Source organism: Burkholderia sp. SIMBA_051, from assembly GCF_046534915.1.
Taxonomy (GTDB): Bacteria; Pseudomonadota; Gammaproteobacteria; order Burkholderiales; family Burkholderiaceae; genus Burkholderia; species Burkholderia ambifaria.
Map to the genome: position 1 here is coordinate 614,112 of NZ_JAWRXS010000003.1, position 20,478 is coordinate 634,589.

Here is a 20,478-nt window from a genome sequence, read left to right on the forward strand (position 1 = left end):
TCTGCTGCGTGACGAAGTGAGGCTGATTATCGGGTTATTATTTTTGACCTGAAATTCCCCGCCAGGGTTACCCTCACCGGAGGACACGATGGACTTCGAATGGCGAGATCTCGCTTTTCACCGGGAGATTGGTTCGGCCATCGATGCCCTCGATGGCCCGCATTTCTGGGCGCGCCTCACGCGGGTGCTCGAACGGCACGTCGCTTTCGACAACTGGGTCGCGCTGTGTTTCGCGGGCGACGCCGCCCCACTCGTGCTCGCCGAACAGGCGATGCCCGACGGCAAGATCGACCTGATGTTTCAGGACTATCTGGCCGCGCTCTATCAGCTCGATCCGTTCTATCTCGCCGCGTTCGAAACGCAGGCGCCCGGCTTCTATACCCTTGCCGACGTCGCGCCGGACAACTTCCGGATGACCGAGTACTACGAGCGGTACTTCAAGAAGAATATCGTCGGCGACGAAGTGCATTTCAACGTCGTGATCGATCGCGATCACACGCTCGGCTTCTCGCTCGGCAAGACGAGCAAGTACGACGAGCGTGAGATGGCACTGCTCACGCTGTACACACCATGGGTGCTGTCGCTGATGCAGCAGCGCTTGCGGTTCGAAACGTTCGCGGTCAAAGGCGCGTCGCGCCCGGCGGAAATCGACGCGCCCGATCCGCATGCGCGCTTCGGCATGCTGACCGGAAAGAACGGGCGCGGCGCATTGACGACGCGCGAAATCGAAGTCGCAATGCTGTCGTTGAGCGGATTCTCGTCACGCGCGATCGGGGAGAAGCTGTCGATCTCGTTCGAGACCGTGCGTGCGCATAAAAAGCACATCTACGCGAAGCTCGGCGTCGGATCGCAATCCGAGCTGTTTGCGATGTTCTACGATCGGGGACGAACGGACGAGCGCGGGTGATGTCCGTCGTGGCGGTCGGGGACGGGCGATACGTGTGAACCGGGGCCGGTGATCGTCAACCCCCTGCTGCTCCGTTACTACAGAATGGCCGGCATTCAGATCCGGGCGGTGGTTTGTCTCCGGCGCTGCCCCGAGATTGGCGAACCGCGTAAGTCTGGCTGACCGCACCAGCGCGGATCGTCGCGGTCGCCGCCACTGTCCGTCGGCGGCCGACGAGAATTCACCAGATCGACGCAGACCGTCACGGGTGTTATCGCCGGATCTGCGGTCCTGCGAATCCCACGCGGGCCGACAGTCGTTGGCCCCGAAACTACCACTACTGCCAGTACCTCCGCTGTCCGTGCCCACTTAATCTTGTCGGCATCGCAGGCGCGCCATCGAAGGCTGCGCCGACTCGATCGGAGACAAGACAGATGCCATTCGACTGGACGCAGGAACAGCACGCGACGCTCGCGCGCTTTCGCGAAATCGGCGCGGAAATCGCAGCCGCCGCGGATCGCGACGGCCACGCGCCCGCCGGATTCGACGATGCCGGGTGGGCACGACTCGGACAGGAAGGACTGTGGGACATGATCGTGCCGGAAACGTACGGCGGCGACGGCCATGGCTGGTGGCACTTTTCCGCTGCGCTCGAGGGGCTCGCATCGGCGGTCCGCCGCCCGGCGCTGCTGTTGTCGGTGATCGCGCAGGCCGGCATGGTCCGCGCGCTCGAACGATACGGCAGCGCTAGGCAGCAGGACCGCTATTTCGGCGCAATCCTGCGTGGCGAGCTGAGTGCGACTGCGATTGCCGAGTCGGGCACCGGCACCGACGTGCGCAGCATCGCGACGAAGCTGGTCGAGCACGGTAACGGCTATCGGCTGGCCGGCAGCAAATTCAATATCGCGCATGCGCCGCTCGCGCGCTTCGTCCTGGTCGTCACGCGCATCGAAACGCAGGACCGGCGCAATACCGCGCTCGTGATCGTCGATCACGACCAGCCGGGCATGACCATCGCCGCGCCCGACCGCAAGCTCGGCCTGGACGACCTGCCGACCGGCGCGCTGCATTTCGACGACTGCCCGATTGCGCGCGACCAGCTGCTCGGCGACCCCGGTGCGGGGCTCGGCAACCTGATCGACATCATTTCGCTCGGCCGCCTCTACTACGGCCTCGTCGCCGCACAGGTGACGGTGCCGTATCTGCGCGACGCGATCGGCTACTGCCGCAACCGGCGCAGCTTCGACAGCACGATCGATGCTCACCAGTACGTGCAACGGCGTCTCGTCGACCTGCAGATTGGTATCGAACGCGGTACGTGGCTCGCGCGCGGCGCCCTCGCGCAATTGCTGACGAATCACCCGCAAGCTCTGATGACGTGCTCGATCGCGAAGCTGGTCGGCGCACAGGATCTCGTCGACGGCGCGCTCGGCCTCGTGCGGTTGTACGGCAGCCTCGGCTATCAGGCCGGGCCGGTGGCGGCTTTTGCATCGGATGCGCTGGGTTTCATGAGCGTCGGCGGAACCGAGGAAATGCACCGCAAGAACATCTTCAACCAGATGATGCGTGCCGGCTGAACGCCCGCGTCATCGATATGCGCACCACGCGCGTTACAGGAAATCCAGCATGACATCGACGAACCGACGCCCTTCCCGCTTGCGCCGCTCCTGGCTATTCCTCGCCGGTGCGGATCACGCCGCGCTCGTTGCCGGTGCCGCGAGCGGCGCAGACGTCCTGATCCAGGAGCTCGAAACCTTCACGCCGCCCGAGCGCCGTCCGGCCGCGCGCGAGCTCAGCGAACGCGTGCTGGCCGGCTGGCGCGACGCCGGCGTGCTGGCGGCCGTGCGCGTGAATCCGCTCGATGCGGGCGGAATCGATGACTTGCGTGCCGCGATGCGCGGCCGCCCGGACATCGTGATGATGTCCTACGTTGCGACACCCGAGCAGGCCGCCGCGCTCGACGAAGCGGTGACGCGTTTCGAGCACGAATATGAGATCGCGCCCGGCTCGACTGAACTGGTGCCGAACGTCGAGACGACGCTCGGTCTCGTGAACACGATGGCGATCGCCCGTTCGAGCCCGCGCGTGTCGGCCGTGCTCGTCGCGACCGAGGACATGGTGGCCGACATGAGTGCCGAACGCACGCGCGCGGGCCGCGAACTCGACTACGTTCGCTCGCGCTTTCGCGTCGAGTGTGCGGCGGTCGGCGTCACCGCGATCGACTGCCCGTACAGTTATGCCGACAACGAGGGCGCGGAACGCGACATGCATGTATCGCGCGGCCTCGGTTACCAGGCGAAAGCGATCGTCAACGCGCAGTTCGTGCCGGTCGTCAATCGTGTGCTCACGCCGACGTCCGACGAAGTCGCCCTCGCCCGCCGCGTGATCGACGCGTTCGATACCGCACGGCGCGAATCCGGCGGGCGCCGCGTTGCAGCGGCCGTCGTCGACGGCTTTCTCGCGGAAGTTCCCGACTATCTCGCCGCGCATCGACTGATTGCCCGCGCAACGCAATTCGGTATCGCATGAGCCACGCCATGGACACGATCGCAATGCGTCTGAAGGCGCTGAAAACACTCGCACATGCCGCGCCCCATGTTGCCCCGCACGACTGGCCCGACACGCCGCATGCGCAATTCGAGCGCTGGCTCGGCGAGGCCGTGACGGCAGGCGCGCTTGAACCGCAGGTGATGACGCTGTCGACGGTCCGCCCAGACGGGCGGCCCGATGCGCGCGCTGTCGTCCTGCTGAACGTCGATGTGCGCGGCTGGCATTTCGCGGCGAATGCACGCAGTCCCAAGGGGCGTCAACTCGAACACCGGCCGTACGCCGCGCTGACGTTCTACTGGCCGGCGATCGCCAGTCAGGTCCGGCTCAGCGGCCCGGTCGAGCGGCTACCGGCCGCGGCCGGCCGAGCCGATTTCGCAAGCCGCCCGGAACGCTCGCGCGCGAGCATTCTGGCCGGCCGGCAAAGCGAACGGCTCGATGATCCGGCCGACCTCACGCGCGCAATCGATGCGCAGCTGGCGCGGCTGGCCGCCGATCCGGATCTGGCATCGGACGACTGGCACCTGTACGCGCTCGCGCCGGACGAAGCTGAATTCTGGCGTGCCGACAGTGTGCGGCGTTTTGCGCGGCAGGCGTACCGCCGCGCCGGCCAGCGCTGGGACCGGTGCGCGCTATGGCCTTGACGCCTGCCGAACGCCGATCGCAGCCGTGCGACGATCTGTACGGCGGGATGCACGACGACACGCAACTCGTGCATGCGGGCCGCGACAGCGCGGCATGGCACGGCTTCGTGAACCCGCCCGTCTACCACGCGTCGACCGTGCTCAGCCCGACCGTGTCGGATCTGCTGAACCGCACGCAACCATACATCTACGGCCGGCGCGGCACGCCGACTACGGAAGCGCTCGAGCAGGCGATAACGAGTCTCGAAGGTGGCGCCGGTACGGTGCTGTGTCCGTCCGGGTTGTCCGCGTGCACCCTCGCGCTGCTATCGTGTCTGAAACCGGGAGACCACCTGCTGATGACCGCATCGGTGTATGGTCCGGTGCGCCACGCATGCGAAGGCGTGCTCGCGCGGCTCGGCGTCGAGACGAGCTGGTACGACGCCGATACGCCCGTTGCAGCCGCATTCCGGCCGAACACGCGCGCGGTGTATGTCGAAGTTCCGGGATCCTACACGTTCGACATGCACGATGTGCGTGCGCTCGTCCGGCTCGCGCACGCGCACGGCGCACTGGTCATCGCGGACAACAGCTGGGCGACGCCGCTGTTCTTCCGGCCGCATGCACTCGGTATCGATCTGTCGATCCAGGCCGGCACGAAGTATCTGGTCGGGCATTCCGACGCGATGCTCGGCGTCGTCTCGGCGAACGAGCGCGCGTGGTCCGCGTTGAAGCAATTGCATGGCGACCTCGGGCTATGTGTCGGCCCGGACGACGTCTATCTCGCGCTGCGCGGCTTGCGCACGCTCGGTGTGCGGTTGCGGCAGCACCAGCGCAACGCGCTCGCGGTCGCGACCTGGCTGACGACACGCGCGCAAGTGCAGCGCGTACTGTATCCCGCGTTGCCCGGCGATGACGGACACGCACTGTGGCGCCGCGATTTCCGCGGCGCGTCCGGGCTGTTCTCGATCGTGCTGCAGCCCGCACCGCGGCAGGCGGTCGACGCGTTTCTCGATCACTTGACGCTGTTCGGGCTCGGCTACTCGTGGGGCGGCTACGAGAGCCTCGCACTGCCCTTCGAGCTGGATGCGCATCGTCTTGCGCAGCGCTGGCCACCGGGCAGCCGCGGTGTGCGGCTGCATATCGGACTCGAGGATGCGGACGACCTGATCGCCGATCTGGCCGCCGGCCTCGATCGCTACGCTGCATTCGCGCGCACCGGTAGCTGCGAGGATGCCGCGCGATGCTGACCGTCTGGGGGCGCCGCACGTCGTTCAACGTGCAGAAGGTGCTATGGCTCGTCGGCGAGCTGCGACTGCCGTACCGGCACATCCCGGCCGGCGGCGAATACGGTTCGCTGCAGACGCCCGCATTCGCGGCGCTGAATCCTGCCTGCCGGATTCCGGTGATCGACTGGGACGGCGACGTCGTGTGGGAATCGCACACGATCCTGCGTTATCTCGCCGCGCGCGTGCCGAACAATCCGTTCTGGTGCCGCGACACGTTCGCCCGTTCGCGCGCGGAGCGCTGGATGGACTGGTCGCAGACCGCGCTCGAACCCGATGTGATGACCGGGCTGTTCTGGGCGTTGATCCGAACGCCGTCGGCGCAACGCGACGATGCGATCGTGCGGGACAAAACCGCACGCTGCGCCATGCATTACCGGCTGCTCGACCGGTTGCTGTCGACGCAGCCGTTTCTCGGTGGCGCGACGCCGGGCCTGGCCGACATTCCGGCCGGTGCGACGCTGTTCCGCTATTTCTCGCTCGACGTCGAGCGGCCGCCATTGCCGCATGTCGAGGCCTGGTACGCTCGCCTGTGCCGTCGATCCGCCTATCGCGAACACGTGATGGTGTCGTTCGACGCGCTGCGCGGCCAGCCGGGTTGATCCTCCATCCGTCCACACAAGATGACGCACTCCACACTTCGCCCGATCCTGATCGTGCTGCATCGCGAACAATCGAGCCCCGGCCGGATCGGGCGCTTGCTGGCCGCGCGTGGTCATCCGCTCGACATTCGCCGTCCGCCGCTCGGCGATCCGTTGCCGGCGACGCTCGCCGGGCATGCCGGTGCCGTGGTGTTCGGCGGGCCGATGAGCGCCAACGACGACGATCTGTGGATTCGCGACGAGATCGACTGGATCGGCGTGCCGCTGCGCGAACGCGCGCCGTTTCTCGGTGTGTGCCTCGGCGCGCAGATGATGATTCGCCATCTGGGTGGCCGCGTGAGCGCGCATCGGGACGGGCGCGCGGAAATCGGCTATTGGCCGATTGCCGCGACACCCGCCGGGCGGCGGCTCGGTTCATGGCCGTCGCATGTCTATCAATGGCATCGCGAGGGCTTCGAACGTGTCGCGGGGCTCGAGGTCCTCGCGACCGGCGAGCATTTCGAGAACCAGGCGGTTCGCTACGGACCGTGCGCATATGGCGTCCAGTTTCATCCGGAAGTGAGCTATCCGATGATGCGACGCTGGAGCACGGCCGCCGCACACAAGCTGTCGGCACCCGGCGCGCAGGATCTCGCGACGCAGAATCGCGAGGGTCGGCGGCACGATCGCGCGACGGCAGCGTGGCTCAGCGCGTTTCTGGACCGCTGGGTCGCTGGTGAGCCCGCTGCGGCACTAGCCGGGCACCGTCACGTCGGAGATGCTGATCAGCCCCCACTCGACCGCGCGCAGCACGGCTTCGTGTCGACGTGACACGTTGAACTTGCGACGGATGTTCATGAAGTGGAAATTGATGCACGACTCGGTCACATTCAGGATGTGGCCGATCTCCCACGAGGTCTTGCCGGCCGCATGCCATCGCAGGCATTCGACTTCCCGTCGGCTGAGCCGCGGCACGCTGTCGGGCGGGGCATGGCAGGGCGTGCCGGCAATCGCTTCGCACGCGACGTCGCGCAGCAGCGTCAGCACCGCCAGATGGCGGTTACAGCGCGCACGCGTCGTGGTGATGTCGTCCACGCTCGCGCACGACAGCATGCCGACCTCCCCTTTCGCGCCGCGTGCCGGCAGCACGACCCCCGTGCGCATGCCGTACGCGGACGCCGCTTCGTAACACCGCCGCTGCTCAGGCAGCGCGAACAGCTCGCCGTCCCATACGAGCGGCAGCGCCGAACGAAAGCAATGCCGCAGCATCGGGTCGACGCGGTCGAACTGGCGCTGTCGGTACAGTGCCGTCCAGCCGGGCACGCCGCTGCTCCATTTACGCGCGAGATCGAACGATGCGCCGGCAAACGGCAAGACGATCAGCACGACCTTGTCGAACCCCATTCCGGCGGCCGCGTCGGTCATCCGCTGCCATGACGCGTCCGTGTCGCCGGGTACCAACCAATTCAGACATTCCAGTCCATTCATACAAGCCACCCCGTTTATTCGTTGGAATCTGCATTCAGGCGGACTTGCGCAACCGGTTCGAGGCGTTGCGCGCGCACGGGCCGCGCTAGACCGCCCCAGTCAGGCGTCGCCGGCCTGCCTGCCTTGCATCGTCGAGCGAAGCCGCCACGTCGAACGGAACACCGAATGCCTTTTCGATTCCAGCCCCGTTTGCGACGGCCGCGTCGCGTTCCTTCGGGTCCGGTTCGACGGTGATCAGCGCACGGCAGACCGCGGCGAGCGCGGCACGGTTCTCCTTGAGCCACTTGCCGCGTTGCTTGCGATCGTCGTGCGCTTCGTCCGGGCGGGCCGGCGGAAAGATCATGACAAACGGCTCGCCGTGCCGCAGCAGCACATCCATGTCGTCGAGCCAGCGCTGCGCATAGCCGTCGGAAGCGATCGCGTCGTTGCGTACGACGACGAGCGGAAAGTCGGTGACATCGAATACGGCGAGCGTCGCCAGTGCGGACGACATCTTTCCAGCGTGTTGGGTATGCATCAGGTCGATCTCCTTCGAGTTGAACAGCATGGGTCGAAACGGGCCGCGCGGCGCCCGTTTCATCGTTTCGCGCCGGCACCGGGGCCGAACGGCGGGCGGGCGAGCCATACCACCGCCATCACGGCGAGATAGACGCAGCCGAGCGCGAATGAAACGTCGTTGAACGAAATCTGATAGGCCTGCGCGTCGACCAGATTGCCCAGTAGCGCGGCGGCCCGTTGCGGGTCGCCGCCGCCGAGCCGCGCGACCTCGGCGCGCACGGCCGGATCGAACGCGCTCACGTGCTCGCTGAGTTGCGCGTGGTGCACGACGGCGCGCCGATCCCACAGGAACGACGTGATCGATACCGCGAAGCTCGCGCCGAGCGTGCGCAGGAAGGTCGACAGGCCGGAGCCTGCGGCGATCTCGTCGGGTTTCAGGTCGGACAGCAGGATGCTGTTGATCGGCATGATGAACAGCGCGAGGCCGAGCCCCTGCAGCAGCTGGATCAGCGCGATGTGCGTGAAGTCGACGTCGGGCACGAACCCTGCGCGCAGGAACGACGACGCACCGAGGATCGCGAATGCGCAGCACACGAGCACGCGCATGTTGAAGCGCGGCGCGTACTTGCCCATGAACGGCGTCGTCAGCACCGGAATCACGCCCATCGGCGCGACGGCAAGCCCGGCCCAGAACGCCGTGTAGCCGAGGGTGCGCTGCAACCATTGCGGGACGATCACGTTGACCGCGAAGAACGCCGAGTATGCGAGCACGAGCGTCAGCGTGCCTGCCGCGAAGTTGCGATGGGCGAAGAGCCGCAGATTCACGATCGGATTCGGCTCGTTGAGTTCCCAGATCAGGAACAGCGCGATGCCGAATGCGGCGACCACCGACATCACGACGATGAACGTCGAGTTGAACCAGTCGGCCTCGTTGCCCTTGTCGAGCACGATCTGCAGCGCGCCGACGCCGACCACGAGCGCGGCGAGGCCGACATAGTCGACGCGCGCGGCGACGGTCGTTTCGACGCGCGCACGCATCTGCGCGAAGACGCAGAGCGCGGCGAACACGCCGATCGGCAGATTGATCAGGAACGCCCAGCGCCACGAGTAATGCTCGGTGATCCAGCCGCCGAATACGGGGCCCGCGATCGGCGCGACGACGGTGACCATCGCGATCATCGACAGCGCGAAGCCGCGTCGCTGCGGCGGATAGATCGACAGCATCAACGCTTGCGTGGTGGGGATCATCGGCCCGGCTACCAGGCCCTGCAGCGCGCGAAACGCGACGAGCTGCGGCAGGTTTTGCGCGAGGCCGCACAGGAGCGACGCGAACGTGAAGGCGAGCGTGGCCCACACGAACAGCCGGACCTGCCCGATGCGCTTGACGAGAAACCCGGTCAGCGGCAGCGCGATTGCATTGCTGACCGAGAACGTGGTGACGACCCATGCGCTCTGCGTCGTGCTCACGCCGAAATTGCCGGCGATCGTCGGCAGCGATACGTTCGCGACGGTGCCGTCGAGCACCTGCATGAAGACCGCGAGCGCGAGACCGAACGTCGTCAGCGCGACGCTCGGTGGGCGAAAGCCGCCATCGGCGGCCGGCATCGGCCCGCTCATCGCACACGCTCCGCGCGCGCCGTCGCCGGCAGGTTTGCATGCAGGACATCGGCGATCAGTCCGTCGGCGCGCGCGAGCTCCTCACGGTATACGTCGGTGCGGAACACGGGATCTCGCTGCGCGCGTTGCGACAGCATTGCGCCGCTGCGATCGTGCTGATCGACGCTTGCGTGCATCGACAGGCCGATGCGCAGCGGATGCGCGTCGAGCTGTGCAGGGTCCGTCAATTCGATGCGAACCGGCAGCCGCTGCACGATCTTGATCCAGTTGCCGGTCGCATTCTGGGCGGGCAGCAGCGAGAATGCGCTGCCGGTGCCGACCCCGAGGCTCTGCACGCGGCCGCTGTAACGGACGTTGCTGCCGTACAGGTCGGCCGTCAGTTCGACAGGCTGGCCGATCCGCATATGGTCGAGCTGCTTCTCGGTGAAATTGGCATCGACCCACAACTCGCGCAACGGCACGACCGCGAGCAGCGGCACACCCGGCGACACGCGCTGGCCGACCTGTACCGTGCGCTTCGCGACATAGCCGGTAACGGGGGCGACGATATCGGTGCGAGTGCGCGCCAGGTATGCGGCACGCAGGCGCGACGCCGCGGCCTGAACGTCGGGGTGAGAGGCGACAGCGGTGTCGTCGACCAGCGCCTTGCTCGTCTGATGCTGTTCGCTCAACGTGGCGAGCGCACTTTGTGCGGCCGCATACGCGCTTTGCGCGGATGTCAATGTGTCGCGTGCATGAGCGAGCTCCTCGTGCGAAATCGCGCCGGAGCGGCCGAGATCCTCGCGGCGCCGGTAGTCGGCCTTCGCCTTGTCGAGCGCGGTGCGGCGCGCGGCGAGTTCGGCGCGCGCGCCGTCAATGCTGTTCGCGAGCCCGCGCTCGTTGCTGTACAGGCCGCGCACCTTCCGCACCGTTGCCGCGAGATCGGCCTGTGCGGCCGCGAGCGTGACCTGCGCGTCGCTCGGGTCGAGGCGCACGAGTGGCGTGCCTGCATGCACGAGGTCGCCGTCGTCCGCGTCGATCGACACGACGGTGCCCGTCACCTGCGGCGTCAGCTCGACGACGTTGCCTTGCGCGTACGCGTTGTCGGTCGTTTCGTACCACCGGCCGACGAGCGCATACCAGGCGCCCCACCCGGCAATACCGAACGCGAACACGGCGACGAGCGCGCGCACCAGATGCTTGCGTCGCGCGGGCGGTGCCGCGGGTACCGTCCCGCCCGCTCCCGGTTGCGCGCGGGGAGCGGTGTCGGCCGGCGAGCGCGATCCGCCCGGGTGATCGCCGACGGGATGCTGGCGCGCGCTGGCAGGATCGGCGGCCGCGGGCCGAGGAGGAGTCTGCAGGGTGTTGTCGCTGCTCATGGTTCGATCTCAGGGACGGTGGGAAGGCGTGGCGGCGAGCGCGACGTCGTCGGGTTCGGCGCGGAAGCCGCCGCCCAGTGCCGCGACGAGCTGCAGCGATTGATCCGCGCGCTGGGCGCGCAGCGCGGCGACTTCGCGGCTCGCGACCAGTAGCTGCTGGCGCACGACGAGCGCGTCGAGGTAGCTGCCGACTCCGGCCCGGTAGCGCGCGTCCGCGAGCCGCCACGCGTCGGTGGCGGAATCATGCGCACGCTGCTGCGCATCGGCCTGCATGGCGAGCGAATCAAGCCGGTGCAGATCGTCGGCCACTTCGCCGATCGCACCGATCAGCGTCTTGTTGTAGCCGGCGACCGCCAGGTCGTATTGCGCGTCGCGCTTGCGCAGCACGCCGCGCCGCTCGCCGCCGTCGAAAATCGGCAGACTCACGGCCGGACCGATGTTGTAGGTGCGCGACGCGGCCTGGAACAGCGATGCGCCACCGCGCGTCGCGAGCCCGATCAGCGCGGTCAGGCTCACGTTGGGCAGGAAGTCCGCGCGGGCGGCGGCGACGTTGCGGCTCGCCGCCTCGACCCGCCAGCGCGCGGCGACGATGTCGGCGCGCCGGCCGAGCAACGCGGCGGGCAGATCGGACGGCACTGCGAGCGCCGCGATCGGCAGCGGTGCGGGACGCGCGAGCGCAAGGCCGCGGTCGGGGCCCGCGCCGAGCAGGATCGCGAGGGCGATGCGCGCGCTGCCGATCGCCTGAGCCGCGCGTGCCTGCTCGCGCGCGGCGGCCGCGACCTCGCTTTCCGCCTGGCGCTGTTGCGCGACGTTGTCGATGCCTTTGGCCACACGCTGGCGGGTCAGTGTCAGCGCTTCGTCGGCACGCTCGTATTCGGCACGCGCGACGTCCTGCTGATCGAACGCATACGCAAGGTTCACGTATGCGCGTGCGACGTTGACGGACAGCATGATGCGTGCGGCCCGCGCGTCGACCTGCGCGGCGCGCGCTTCGCCGAGCGCGGCTTCCCATGCGGCACGGCGGCCGCCCCACAGATCGAGATCCCAGCTGAAGCCGAGATTCATCTCGCGCGTGTGGCTGAAGAAACCGCCGCCTTCGCCGATCGAGAATTGCGTGCCGGATGGGCGCTCGCCCTTCGCGCTCGCGCGGCCGACGATGTGCGGCACGCGCGCGGCCTGCGCCTCGATCACCAGCGCCTGCGCTTCACGTGCGCGCGCATCGGCGGTGGCGAGATCGGGATTGCCGGCGAGCGCCTCGTCGATCAGCGCGTTCAACTGCGGATCGTGCAGCGTACGCCACCAGTCGGCGGCCGGCCAGTCGGCAGTCGGTGCGTGCGCGAGGCTGCGCGTCGCAGCGAGCGACTCGGCGCCGCGCAGCGTGCCGGCCGGCGTGAGCCCGTCGCGGCTCGCGCACGCGCCGAGCATCGCGAGCGCTGCCACGACCGCCATTCGCGACACGACACGCCGCACGGTGGCATCGTCCGTCCAGGGAGCAAGTGCTGCATGCATCGCATTCCTCTGCTTCGATTCGGTTTGAACACGACATGCATTGTTGGACGCCCAGGGACAAAGCTGATAATGTTGTTTAGACAAAAAATAATGAATTCCGGCCATGCCCATCCGTGAAGCTTCTCCGTCGCGCACCGTGCAGCGCGCCGACGCCGATCCGAGTGAACGCGAGGACGGTCCGTCGCTGATCGCCGTGTGGGGTGAGGACGACGGCAGCAACGCGTATCAACTCGGCACGCGCGAAGTCGACTGGCACAGTCATTTGCGCGGTCAGGTGTTCTGCGTGGAGAGCGGGTTCGCGCACGTGCGCACGCCGCACGGCTCATGGCTGCTGCCACCGCATCGCGCAGGCTGGATTCCGCCGGGAGAGCAGCACAAGGTCAGCATCAGCGGTGCGTTGAGCGGCTGGAGCGTCGTGATCGCACCGGCCGCGAGCCGGCGGATGCCGGACCGCCCCTGCGTGATCGCGATCACCGAGCTGATGCGCGCGCTCGTGCGGCGTGCCGTGTCCTGGGCCGACCAGGACAGGCTCGATACCGAGCAGGCGCGCATGAGCATCGTGCTGCTCGACGAGATGCGCCGCGCGCCGCATGAACCGCTGCATTTGCCGATGCCGCGCGATCGCCGGCTGCTGCGGATCGCCAATGCGATCCTCGGCCAGCCGCACGACAGCCGCACGCTCGACGCGTGGGCCGAATGGGCCGGGTTGTCCGCCCGCACGCTGAGCCGGCTGTTCGTCGCCGAGACCGGCACGAGCTTCGCGCAATGGCGACAGCAGGCGCGGCTCACGCACGCGCTCGAACGTCTCGCGAACGGCGACAGCGTCGCCAATATCGCGGATGCGCTCGGCTATGCGACGCCGAGCAATTTCATCGCGATGTTTCGCCGTGCATTCGGCGATTCGCCCGCGCATTACTTCGCGAAGCGCAAACAGCCCTAGCAGCACTGGCGCGACGCAGCCCGGCGCGCTTCCCTACCCCCGGTCAGTCGTGCGCGAGCATCGGTGTGGCTATAGTCGCCGTGTCGCCGGCGATCGGTCGCTCGATGCGTTTTCTGGAAGGGGCCGATGTCGAATGCCGTCAGATCGTACAACCCGCCGGATCGTCTCCGAGCAGCATCTTGTCGCCCGCTGCAAGCCCGCCGGGCTATTCAGGATAGGGGCCGAGCATGAAAAGTTCGTCGCCGCCCGTTACGACGGGCCCTCCGACATCGCTGCCGTGCGCTATCCGTTCTGATAGTGGCGCTCCGATAGGTGTTCGATTAATTTTTCGGGTACCTGACTGTAAAGCAGGTTCGAATATATAAATCAACCCAGCCATTCCGGAGAGACATCATGACCAAGCGACATTACGAAACGCCGATTCACGTGAAGTATCGCGATACGGATTCGATGGGGCACGTGAGCAGTCCTGTCTATTACGACTATCTGCAGCATTCTTACCTCTGTTATATGTTCGATCTGCTCGGCCTGCCGCGCAGCGAGAAACTGCCGCACATCATGGTGAAGACGCAGTGCGAATACCTCGCGCCTGCGCAGTTCGGCGACAACCTGACGATTCGGTCGAGCATCGTGCGCTTCGGCAGCAAGAGCTTCGACCTCGAACATCTGATGGAGCGCGATGACCGGACTATCGTTGCGCGCGGCGCGTCGACGCACGTGATGTTCGATTACGCGAGCAATACGACGCTGGCCGTTCCGGACGACTTCAAGGCGCGCGTGCTCGAATTCCAGGGTTCGCTGTAACGCGCGCAGGCCGCGGCGTGAGCCGCATGTGAATGCGGCGGTGACGCGCGCACGGCGTCGGATCGATGCGATCGTCATCGTGCGCCTGCGGGACGCGGGCGTCGCCGTTTCGTTCGATGCGGCGACTGCTCACGACGCGTCGTTGGCCGAGCGGTGCGCTGGTCGGCGGCCTCGCCTTGCGCCTTTGGCGACCACGGCCGTCCCGCGACGGTACGTCCGTTCGTACGCCGCAGACCATCGCGGCCAATGCGGTCGAGCACATCGCGGCCGGCAATCCGGACGCGCGACCCACTCTATCGGGAATGCGCGCATGCGACCGTCGATACCACCGCTCACGACATCGCACGTGCGACGGCAAACGTATTGACGGTGCTGCATGCGTGGTGAGCGCGCCGGATTGACTGCGTGCATTCGCTTCTTCCACGCCCCCAGCGACCGGAACCCCCGTCAGACGCAATTTGGAACGAGTGAGTTCGTCTTTTTAATCGAGCTATTGTGATAAGAAAAGTTATCCAGATAGCACCGATAAATTGGCGAAGTGCCCGCGGTGTTGCGAACAAACCAGCGCCCGGCGTTCGCAGCATTTGCCCGCGCAAACCTCCGCATACACGAGGATTCGACGCGCGTCGTCACCAGATTGCCCGCTCGTTGACGATCACGTCGATCCACCTGCGCCAACACCGCCGTCGCGCGAATCGCCGCTGCGACCGCCACCACCCTCCCCGCATTTGTTCCCGCGACGCAAGACTGTTGCTCCATGGTGGGTGTTCGAACTCCGGCCCGACACGCCTAGAGTCTGGTCCATCGGATTCACCGATCCGGTCGGCACTGAAGCCGAAAACCAGTCACCTGTTGAGGCATATCATGAGCACGTCCAAAGTCATCATCGTCACCGGCGCATCGCAAGGCATCGGTGCTGAAACGGTCAACGCATTCCGCGCCCAGGGCCATCGGGTGGTCGCGACGTCCCGTTCGATCGGGCCGTCGGACGATCCCGATCTCGTCACCGTCGCGGGCGACATCGGCGATCCGGCGGTCGCGCGGCGCGTGGTCGACACCGCAATCGAACGCTTCGGGCAGGTCGACACTCTCGTCAACAACGCCGGCGTGTTCATCGCGAAACCGTTCACGCAATACACGGCGGACGACTATGCGGCCATCACCCGCGTGAACCTGGACGGCTTCTTCCACGTCACGCAGCGCGCGATCGCGGCGATGCAGCGGCACGGCGGCGGGCACGTGGTCAGCATCACGACGAGCCTCGTCGACCACGCGAACAGCAACGTGCCATCGGTACTCGCATCGCTGACGAAAGGCGGGCTCAATGCGGCGACGAAGTCGCTCGCGATCGAGTATGCGAAGGCCGGCATCCGCGTGAACGCGGTGTCGCCCGGCATCATCAACTCGCCGATGCATGCGCCCGACACGCATGCAACGCTCGCATCGCTGCATCCGGTCGGCCGGATGGGCAAGATGAGCGACATCGTCGGCGCGATTCTGTATCTCGATTCGGCGCCGTTCGTCACCGGCGAGATCCTGCATGTGGACGGCGGCCAGAGCGCCGGGCACTGAGCGGCAAGGTAGTGAGAACGGCCGGTGCGGATGGCGCGAGCCGGCCCGCTACCGGCTCAGGCGCGCCGTGCGTGCACCGGCCGCACGCGGCTAGCGCTTGCGCTTGTCGGGCGCCTGCTCGAGATGTTCGACGAGAAAGTCGACGAAGACGCGCACGCGTGACGACAGATAGCGCGCATGCGGATACAGAAGCATGAACGGCCGCGACCGCCCGCCCTGGCCGGACAGAACCTCCGCGAGCGTGCCCTCCCGCAGATCCCGTTCGACGATGAAGCGGTAGGTCTGGAACAGGCCCGCACCGCTGCGCGCGAGCGTGACGCCTGCGAGGACGTCGCCCGACGTGCCGTAGCCGCCGGTCGTCGCGATTTCAATTTCTGCCGCGCCGTCGTTGAACAGCCACGGAATCGGCCGGCCGCTGCTCGGGAGCTCGAACTGGATGCATTCGTGCGCGTGCAGATCGTCGACGGCGCGCGGCACGCCGGCGCGCTTCAGGTAGCCGGGCGTCGCGACGACGACGAGTTCCGCGTCCTCGAGCTTGCGCGCGACGAGGCTCGAATCCGCCGGCGCACGGCCGCGGATCGCAAGGTCGAAACCCTCTTCGGCGAAGTCGATGTTGCGATTGCTCAGGTGCGTTTCGACGCGGACGTCCGGGTAGCGCTCGCGAAACGCGGGCAGCAGCGGCAGCACCCGATAGTGTCCGTACGGCGTCGGCATGCTGATGCGCAGCACGCCCGCCGGCGTTGCCTGCTGGCCCGTTGCCTCGCGCTCCGCGTCGACGAGCTGAGACAGCGCATCACGGCATTGCTCGAAGTAGCGCCGTCCGGAATCGGTCAGGCGGATTTGCCGCGTCGTCCGGACGAACAGGCGTACGCCGAGACGCTCCTCGAGCCGCGCGACCGACCGGCTGACGGCGGCTGGCGTGACGCTCGCGGCCGTCGCGGCGAGCGTGAAGCTGCCGAGTTCGGCTGCCAGGCAGAACAGCTCGATGCTGCCGAGCAGGAGGTCGTCGAATTTTCGTTGCATGAAGCGGCTCCAGCGGTGTCCGGTGCTTGCGTCGCGGGACGTCGAAGCAACGAGTGTGCATGAATCCCCGGCGGCAAACCAGCGAACCGGCGAACACGGAGGGCGGCACCGGGCCGCTTTGCCGGCACGCGTTCGCGCCGTTCGATGCCGCGCGCGATTCGTTACATCGTGTGCCAAATCAATTGCGCGAACGATATTTACCGGCGCCGACCGCCTCACTAGAGTGACTGACAGACCCGTCAATCATCCCCGAAGGAGCACGCGATGACGATCGAACAGAAACTGGCCGGACTCGGCTTTTCGCTACCCGAACCGCCGCAACCGCTCGGCAGCTATACGGCCGTCAGCGAAGCCGGCAACCTGTTGTTCGTGTCCGGGCAACTGCCGCTCGTCGACGGCAAGGTGGCCTATACGGGCCGCGTCGGCGAACAATTGAGCGTCGATGACGGTCGGCACGCGGCGCAGCTCGCGGCGCTGAATGTGCTCGCGCAGATCGGCAAGCACCTGGGCGGGTTCGATCGACTGCATCACATCGTGCGGGTCGAGGGCCACGTCGCGTCGGCCGACGGCTTCTACGGCCAGCCAGCCGTGATCGACGGTGCCTCCGACCTGTTCGCCGCGGTGCTGGGCGACAAGGCCGGACACGCTCGCTCGGCCTTTTCCCAGCGCCAGTTGCCTGCCGACGCTGCCGTGATCCTGGTCGTGATCGCCGAAATCCGTCCGGCTTAACGGCGTTGCCGCCGCCGAGACAACGGCCATTCCGACCGGCGTCTGCCCTGCCCGCCGTGAATTTTTCCCTCTGCATCTCCTTTTCAATATAAGGGGTGGATCGCTGAAGAGCCTTGTCCCGCAAGGCTCGAAACGATCCTGATACATTGAAATACAAAATATCGCATCCGATTTAATCGAATCCGCTTGACGTGAGGCGTCGCCTCGACGAAACTGCATCGCATGCGATCGAATCGCATCTGAAAAAACCTTCAAACCTGACGGAGTGAATGATGAGCAAGATCGAAAAAGTGCTGTACACGGGCAAGACGCACACGACTTCCGGCGGCCGCGACGGCGCGGCGCGCAGTTCCGACGGCCGCCTGGACATCCAGCTGTCGTCGCCGGGCAGCGCCGGCACCGGCACCAACCCGGAACAACTGTTCGCGGCCGGCTGGTCGGCCTGCTTCATCGGCGCGATGCAGCTTGCGGCGCGCGCGGCGAAGGTGACGCTGCCGGCCGATCTCGCCGTGGACACCGAAGTGGACCTCGGCATGGGCGGCAACGCGTACTTCCTGCAGGCCCGCCTGAACGTGAGCGTGCCGGGGCTCGATCGCGACGTCGTGCAGCACATCGTCGATACCGCGCATCAGACCTGCCCGTATTCGAAGGCGACGCGCGGCAACATCGATGTCGAGATCCGCATCGTCTGAGCATTGCATCGGGCGGCCAGGCGCCGCCTTCACGAATCACCCACCCTATTCTTGTCGAGGTAAATGATGAAAACCCAACTGATCGCTACCCTTCTCGTTGCCGTGTCCGCCGCTGTTGCCGCTCCGGCCTTTGCCAGTGAAGCCGTCGTGACGCGTGCGCAAGTGCGTGCCGAACTCGTCCAGTTGCAGCAGGCCGGCTATGCGCCGGGCCGCGCGAACGATCCGCACTATCCGGACGACCTGCAGGCCGCGCTGACGCGTATCCACGCGAACGACGCCGTCGCGGCCGATACGACGACGGCAGGTTACGGCAGCGACGCCGCCGCCGTCACGCAGTCGGGCAGCCGTGCCGTCACGCGTGTCGCCGAGCGTTCGATCTACTTCGGCCATTGAACGAAACCGCGACCGACATCGCGTGCCGGCGTGCGCGGACAACCCTGAATACGCTCTTTTCCATCGAGGTGAATGATGAAGACTCAACTGATTGCAGCCCTGCTCGTCGCCGTGTCGGCTTCCGTTGCCGCACCGGTTTTCGCCGCCGAAACCACCGTGACGCGCGCGCAGGTGCGGGCGGAGCTGGCCGCGCTCCAGCAGGCCGGCTATCTGCCGAATCGCCCGAACGATCCGAACTATCCGGACAACCTGCAGGCCGCGCTGAAGCGGGTTCGCGACAACGGCGCGACGGCGGCCGACACGCAGGCAGCCGGTTATGGCAGCAACGCTGACGGCGCGACGCAATCCGGCGGTCGCAGCACGATTCGCATGGCCGAGCGCTCGATCTATTTCGGTCATTGAACGTCACGACGAAATCGGCGATACCGCCCGTCAAATAAAGCGCATGCGATGTAATCGCGTGCGCTTTTTGTTTGCCTGCAACCTGCGTGACCGATCGCGTCTATGCTGTGCGGCGGACAGCGTTCAATCAAGGAGCACGCGATGCGGGAAGCAACGGCGGGACACGAAGAAGGCGGATCGCATCCGCTCGACAACGTCGTGTGGCATGCGCTCGCGGGCGAGCAGCACCGCTTTGCGCTCGGCGACGTGCGTGCGCGGCGGTTTCCGCCGGCGCTCGCGCCATTTGCCGGCATGGCCGACCGCAGCCCGGCCGCGTTCGACGCGTTGCACGGACTGATCGACGCCTACGGGCCGGCGGCACTGTTCTCGCCGGACGAGATTCCGACGCCGGTCGGTCTTTCAGTGGTCCGGCGCGCGACGCTGCATCAGATGATCTGGCAGGGAACGCTCGACGACGCGGATCCTTCGGAGCATGTGCCGCTGACCGAAGCCGACGTGCCGGAGATGCTCGCGCTGATCGCGGCGACGGAACCCGGCCCGTTCGGCCCGCGCACGATCGAATTCGGCGGCTATATCGGTGTGCGTAGGCAGGGCCGGCTCGTCGCTATGACAGGTCAGCGGCTCCGAGCCGGCGGCCATGCGGAGATCAGCGCGGTGTGCGTGGATCCGGCGTTTCGGGGCCAAGGGCTCGCGGCCGGACTGATCCGCTCATTGATCGCGACCATCCGTGCGCGAGAGGAAACGCCGTTTCTGCACGTGCTCACGTCGAATCACGTCGCGATCGAGCGCTATCGGGCACTCGGCTTCGTGACGCGCCGCGACATGCATTTGCTGGTGCTGGAGCGTGCGGAGAGCCGGCCGTAACGGCCGGGTCGCGGCGGTGCGTCGGCCGCGATCGCCGGACGTGTGTGGAAACTACGGAAATTGCGGAAAATTTCGGCGATGGCCGGCGGCAGCTGCGCCGCCGGCGCGTGTCTATTCGTCGATCGAATCGATCAGGTTGCCGCGCAGCGTGACGATCGCCTTCTGCATCTTCGCGAATTCGTCGGGCTTCAACCCGGTGGCTTCGACGAGATCCATGTCGAGCCCCTTCTCGCGCACGCGGCGGCCGCTTTTCGTCAGGCTCACGAGCACCTGGCGCTCGTCGGACGGATCGCGGTGCCGCTCCAGATAGCCCATCGCCTCGAGTTTCTTCAGGATCGGCGTCAACGTGTTCGATTCGAGGAACAGCTTTTCGCCGAGCTGCCCGACCGTCTGGTTGTCCTCCTCCCATAGCGCAATGATCGTGATGTATTGCGTGTACGTGAGGCCAAGCTCTTCCAGGATCGGCTTGTATGCCTTGCCGAACGCGAGGTTCGTCGAGTAGATCGCAAAGCACAGGAACTCTGACAGTTTCGGCGTGGCTGGCGATGGTGCGTCGGTCGGTTTCATGAGCGTCCTCCCTCGACACGGGATCGTGTCGCAGATGAACCGATTATATATCGCGTGCGATCTTATCGGAAGCATGATTATCGTTTCCGATTAACAGCA

At 66.5% G+C, this 20,478-nt stretch carries 22 protein-coding genes; 15 read left to right on the forward strand and 7 right to left on the reverse strand.

Going from position 1 to position 20,478, the window contains the following annotated elements; genetic code table 11:
• The first annotated feature begins 88 nt into the window (after window positions 1-88).
• The 7 genes from SB771_RS10310 (at window position 89) to SB771_RS10340 (ending at window position 6,754) form a co-directional block, all read left to right on the forward strand.
• Window positions 89-907 carry a response regulator transcription factor gene (locus SB771_RS10310; RefSeq protein WP_175660829.1) on the forward strand — a complete coding sequence of 273 codons (819 nt, stop codon included), beginning with the start codon at window positions 89-91 and terminating at the stop codon, window positions 905-907.
• 413 nt (window positions 908-1,320) lie between these two features.
• Window positions 1,321-2,463 (forward strand): acyl-CoA dehydrogenase family protein, encoded by a 1,143-nt coding sequence (locus SB771_RS10315; RefSeq protein WP_175660828.1) that lies wholly within the window; start codon window positions 1,321-1,323, stop codon window positions 2,461-2,463.
• A gap of 49 nt (window positions 2,464-2,512) precedes the next feature.
• Window positions 2,513-3,415 (forward strand): HpcH/HpaI aldolase/citrate lyase family protein, encoded by a 903-nt coding sequence (locus SB771_RS10320; RefSeq protein WP_175660827.1) that lies wholly within the window; start codon window positions 2,513-2,515, stop codon window positions 3,413-3,415.
• Between the two features lie 8 nt (window positions 3,416-3,423).
• A complete protein-coding gene (locus tag SB771_RS10325; RefSeq protein WP_175701367.1) occupies window positions 3,424-4,077 on the forward strand; it encodes a pyridoxal 5'-phosphate synthase in 654 nt (217 codons plus the stop codon).
• A 47-nt stretch (window positions 4,078-4,124) separates the two neighbouring features.
• Window positions 4,125-5,306: a cystathionine beta-lyase gene (gene metC, locus SB771_RS10330; protein WP_175660892.1), complete on the forward strand. Its 1,182-nt coding sequence runs from the start codon at window positions 4,125-4,127 to the stop codon at window positions 5,304-5,306.
• Window positions 5,300-5,944, forward strand: coding sequence for a glutathione S-transferase family protein (locus SB771_RS10335; protein ID WP_175660825.1), 645 nt, complete (start codon window positions 5,300-5,302; stop codon window positions 5,942-5,944). The genes metC and SB771_RS10335 overlap by 7 nt, the downstream gene beginning before the upstream one ends.
• A gap of 21 nt (window positions 5,945-5,965) precedes the next feature.
• Window positions 5,966-6,754 (forward strand): glutamine amidotransferase, encoded by a 789-nt coding sequence (locus tag SB771_RS10340; RefSeq protein WP_175660824.1) that lies wholly within the window; start codon window positions 5,966-5,968, stop codon window positions 6,752-6,754.
• Here SB771_RS10340 and SB771_RS10345 read toward each other — a convergent pair.
• The 5 genes from SB771_RS10345 to SB771_RS10365 all read right to left on the reverse strand — a co-directional run bounded on the left by SB771_RS10345 (window position 6,677) and on the right by SB771_RS10365 (window position 12,393).
• Window positions 6,677-7,411 (reverse strand): autoinducer binding domain-containing protein, encoded by a 735-nt coding sequence (locus SB771_RS10345; protein WP_175660823.1) that lies wholly within the window; start codon window positions 7,409-7,411, stop codon window positions 6,677-6,679. The genes SB771_RS10340 and SB771_RS10345 overlap by 78 nt on opposite strands.
• Window positions 7,412-7,496: 85 nt before the next feature.
• The gene (locus SB771_RS10350; RefSeq protein WP_175660822.1) at window positions 7,497-7,928 is read right to left on the reverse strand and encodes a hypothetical protein; all 432 of its coding nucleotides are present in this window, start codon (window positions 7,926-7,928) and stop codon (window positions 7,497-7,499) included.
• A 59-nt stretch (window positions 7,929-7,987) separates the two neighbouring features.
• On the reverse strand, window positions 7,988-9,526 hold the full coding sequence (locus SB771_RS10355; RefSeq protein ID WP_175660821.1) for a DHA2 family efflux MFS transporter permease subunit: 1,539 nt from the start codon (window positions 9,524-9,526) through the stop codon (window positions 7,988-7,990).
• Window positions 9,523-10,884, reverse strand: coding sequence for an HlyD family efflux transporter periplasmic adaptor subunit (locus tag SB771_RS10360; RefSeq protein WP_175660820.1), 1,362 nt, complete (start codon window positions 10,882-10,884; stop codon window positions 9,523-9,525). The genes SB771_RS10355 and SB771_RS10360 overlap by 4 nt, the downstream gene beginning before the upstream one ends.
• 9 nt (window positions 10,885-10,893) lie before the next feature.
• The gene (locus SB771_RS10365) at window positions 10,894-12,393 is read right to left on the reverse strand and encodes an efflux transporter outer membrane subunit (RefSeq protein ID WP_175660819.1); all 1,500 of its coding nucleotides are present in this window, start codon (window positions 12,391-12,393) and stop codon (window positions 10,894-10,896) included.
• 103 nt (window positions 12,394-12,496) lie between these two features.
• Between SB771_RS10365 and SB771_RS10370 the strand changes: the two genes are divergently transcribed.
• From SB771_RS10370 to SB771_RS10380, 3 genes are all read left to right on the forward strand, one after another.
• Window positions 12,497-13,333, forward strand: a complete 837-nt coding sequence (locus tag SB771_RS10370) for an AraC family transcriptional regulator (RefSeq protein WP_175660818.1) — start codon at window positions 12,497-12,499, stop codon at window positions 13,331-13,333.
• Window positions 13,334-13,726: 393 nt separating this feature from the next.
• Window positions 13,727-14,137, forward strand: coding sequence for an acyl-CoA thioesterase (locus SB771_RS10375; protein WP_105834432.1), 411 nt, complete (start codon window positions 13,727-13,729; stop codon window positions 14,135-14,137).
• An 864-nt stretch (window positions 14,138-15,001) separates the two neighbouring features.
• Window positions 15,002-15,709, forward strand: a complete 708-nt coding sequence (locus SB771_RS10380; protein WP_175660817.1) for an SDR family NAD(P)-dependent oxidoreductase — start codon at window positions 15,002-15,004, stop codon at window positions 15,707-15,709.
• A 90-nt stretch (window positions 15,710-15,799) separates the two neighbouring features.
• Here the strand turns inward: SB771_RS10380 and SB771_RS10385 are convergent, their stop codons facing one another.
• Window positions 15,800-16,732, reverse strand: a complete 933-nt coding sequence (locus tag SB771_RS10385; protein WP_175660816.1) for a LysR family transcriptional regulator — start codon at window positions 16,730-16,732, stop codon at window positions 15,800-15,802.
• 264 nt (window positions 16,733-16,996) lie between these two features.
• Here SB771_RS10385 and SB771_RS10390 point away from each other — a divergent pair, with 264 nt between their 5' ends.
• The 5 genes from SB771_RS10390 to SB771_RS10410 all read left to right on the forward strand — a co-directional run bounded on the left by SB771_RS10390 (window position 16,997) and on the right by SB771_RS10410 (window position 19,812).
• On the forward strand, window positions 16,997-17,461 hold the full coding sequence (locus tag SB771_RS10390; RefSeq protein WP_175660815.1) for a RidA family protein: 465 nt from the start codon (window positions 16,997-16,999) through the stop codon (window positions 17,459-17,461).
• A gap of 272 nt (window positions 17,462-17,733) precedes the next feature.
• Window positions 17,734-18,153 carry an organic hydroperoxide resistance protein gene (locus SB771_RS10395; protein ID WP_006754192.1) on the forward strand — a complete coding sequence of 140 codons (420 nt, stop codon included), beginning with the start codon at window positions 17,734-17,736 and terminating at the stop codon, window positions 18,151-18,153.
• A 66-nt stretch (window positions 18,154-18,219) separates the two neighbouring features.
• Window positions 18,220-18,546: a DUF4148 domain-containing protein gene (locus tag SB771_RS10400; RefSeq protein WP_175660814.1), complete on the forward strand. Its 327-nt coding sequence runs from the start codon at window positions 18,220-18,222 to the stop codon at window positions 18,544-18,546.
• Between the two features lie 72 nt (window positions 18,547-18,618).
• Window positions 18,619-18,948, forward strand: coding sequence for a DUF4148 domain-containing protein (locus tag SB771_RS10405; RefSeq protein WP_175660813.1), 330 nt, complete (start codon window positions 18,619-18,621; stop codon window positions 18,946-18,948).
• A 141-nt stretch (window positions 18,949-19,089) separates the two neighbouring features.
• Window positions 19,090-19,812, forward strand: a complete 723-nt coding sequence (locus SB771_RS10410; protein ID WP_175660812.1) for a GNAT family N-acetyltransferase — start codon at window positions 19,090-19,092, stop codon at window positions 19,810-19,812.
• 111 nt (window positions 19,813-19,923) lie between these two features.
• On the opposite strand, the gene SB771_RS10415 is transcribed toward SB771_RS10410, so the two are convergent.
• Window positions 19,924-20,379, reverse strand: coding sequence for a MarR family winged helix-turn-helix transcriptional regulator (locus SB771_RS10415; protein ID WP_165751435.1), 456 nt, complete (start codon window positions 20,377-20,379; stop codon window positions 19,924-19,926).
• Window positions 20,380-20,478 lie beyond the last annotated feature (99 nt).

What these genes read in the sequence shown, in the direction of transcription:
- SB771_RS10405 (WP_175660813.1), top strand. Translation starts at nt 18,619, where the DNA reads ATGATGAAGACTCAACTGATTGCAGCCCTGCTCGTCGCCGTGTCGGCT.
- metC (WP_175660892.1), top strand. Translation starts at nt 4,125, where the DNA reads ATGCACGACGACACGCAACTCGTGCATGCGGGCCGCGACAGCGCGGCA.
- SB771_RS10355 (WP_175660821.1), bottom strand. Translation starts at nt 9,526, where the DNA reads ATGAGCGGGCCGATGCCGGCCGCCGATGGCGGCTTTCGCCCACCGAGC.
- SB771_RS10395 (WP_006754192.1), top strand. Translation starts at nt 17,734, where the DNA reads ATGAGCAAGATCGAAAAAGTGCTGTACACGGGCAAGACGCACACGACT.
- SB771_RS10345 (WP_175660823.1), bottom strand. Translation starts at nt 7,411, where the DNA reads ATGAATGGACTGGAATGTCTGAATTGGTTGGTACCCGGCGACACGGAC.
- SB771_RS10365 (WP_175660819.1), bottom strand. Translation starts at nt 12,393, where the DNA reads ATGCATGCAGCACTTGCTCCCTGGACGGACGATGCCACCGTGCGGCGT.
- SB771_RS10375 (WP_105834432.1), top strand. Translation starts at nt 13,727, where the DNA reads ATGACCAAGCGACATTACGAAACGCCGATTCACGTGAAGTATCGCGAT.
- SB771_RS10310 (WP_175660829.1), top strand. Translation starts at nt 89, where the DNA reads ATGGACTTCGAATGGCGAGATCTCGCTTTTCACCGGGAGATTGGTTCG.
- SB771_RS10350 (WP_175660822.1), bottom strand. Translation starts at nt 7,928, where the DNA reads ATGCATACCCAACACGCTGGAAAGATGTCGTCCGCACTGGCGACGCTC.
- SB771_RS10370 (WP_175660818.1), top strand. Translation starts at nt 12,497, where the DNA reads ATGCCCATCCGTGAAGCTTCTCCGTCGCGCACCGTGCAGCGCGCCGAC.
- SB771_RS10390 (WP_175660815.1), top strand. Translation starts at nt 16,997, where the DNA reads ATGACGATCGAACAGAAACTGGCCGGACTCGGCTTTTCGCTACCCGAA.
- SB771_RS10380 (WP_175660817.1), top strand. Translation starts at nt 15,002, where the DNA reads ATGAGCACGTCCAAAGTCATCATCGTCACCGGCGCATCGCAAGGCATC.
- SB771_RS10340 (WP_175660824.1), top strand. Translation starts at nt 5,966, where the DNA reads ATGACGCACTCCACACTTCGCCCGATCCTGATCGTGCTGCATCGCGAA.
- SB771_RS10385 (WP_175660816.1), bottom strand. Translation starts at nt 16,732, where the DNA reads ATGCAACGAAAATTCGACGACCTCCTGCTCGGCAGCATCGAGCTGTTC.
- SB771_RS10360 (WP_175660820.1), bottom strand. Translation starts at nt 10,884, where the DNA reads ATGAGCAGCGACAACACCCTGCAGACTCCTCCTCGGCCCGCGGCCGCC.
- SB771_RS10400 (WP_175660814.1), top strand. Translation starts at nt 18,220, where the DNA reads ATGAAAACCCAACTGATCGCTACCCTTCTCGTTGCCGTGTCCGCCGCT.
- SB771_RS10415 (WP_165751435.1), bottom strand. Translation starts at nt 20,379, where the DNA reads ATGAAACCGACCGACGCACCATCGCCAGCCACGCCGAAACTGTCAGAG.
- SB771_RS10410 (WP_175660812.1), top strand. Translation starts at nt 19,090, where the DNA reads ATGCGGGAAGCAACGGCGGGACACGAAGAAGGCGGATCGCATCCGCTC.
- SB771_RS10315 (WP_175660828.1), top strand. Translation starts at nt 1,321, where the DNA reads ATGCCATTCGACTGGACGCAGGAACAGCACGCGACGCTCGCGCGCTTT.
- SB771_RS10320 (WP_175660827.1), top strand. Translation starts at nt 2,513, where the DNA reads ATGACATCGACGAACCGACGCCCTTCCCGCTTGCGCCGCTCCTGGCTA.
- SB771_RS10335 (WP_175660825.1), top strand. Translation starts at nt 5,300, where the DNA reads ATGCTGACCGTCTGGGGGCGCCGCACGTCGTTCAACGTGCAGAAGGTG.
- SB771_RS10325 (WP_175701367.1), top strand. Translation starts at nt 3,424, where the DNA reads ATGGACACGATCGCAATGCGTCTGAAGGCGCTGAAAACACTCGCACAT.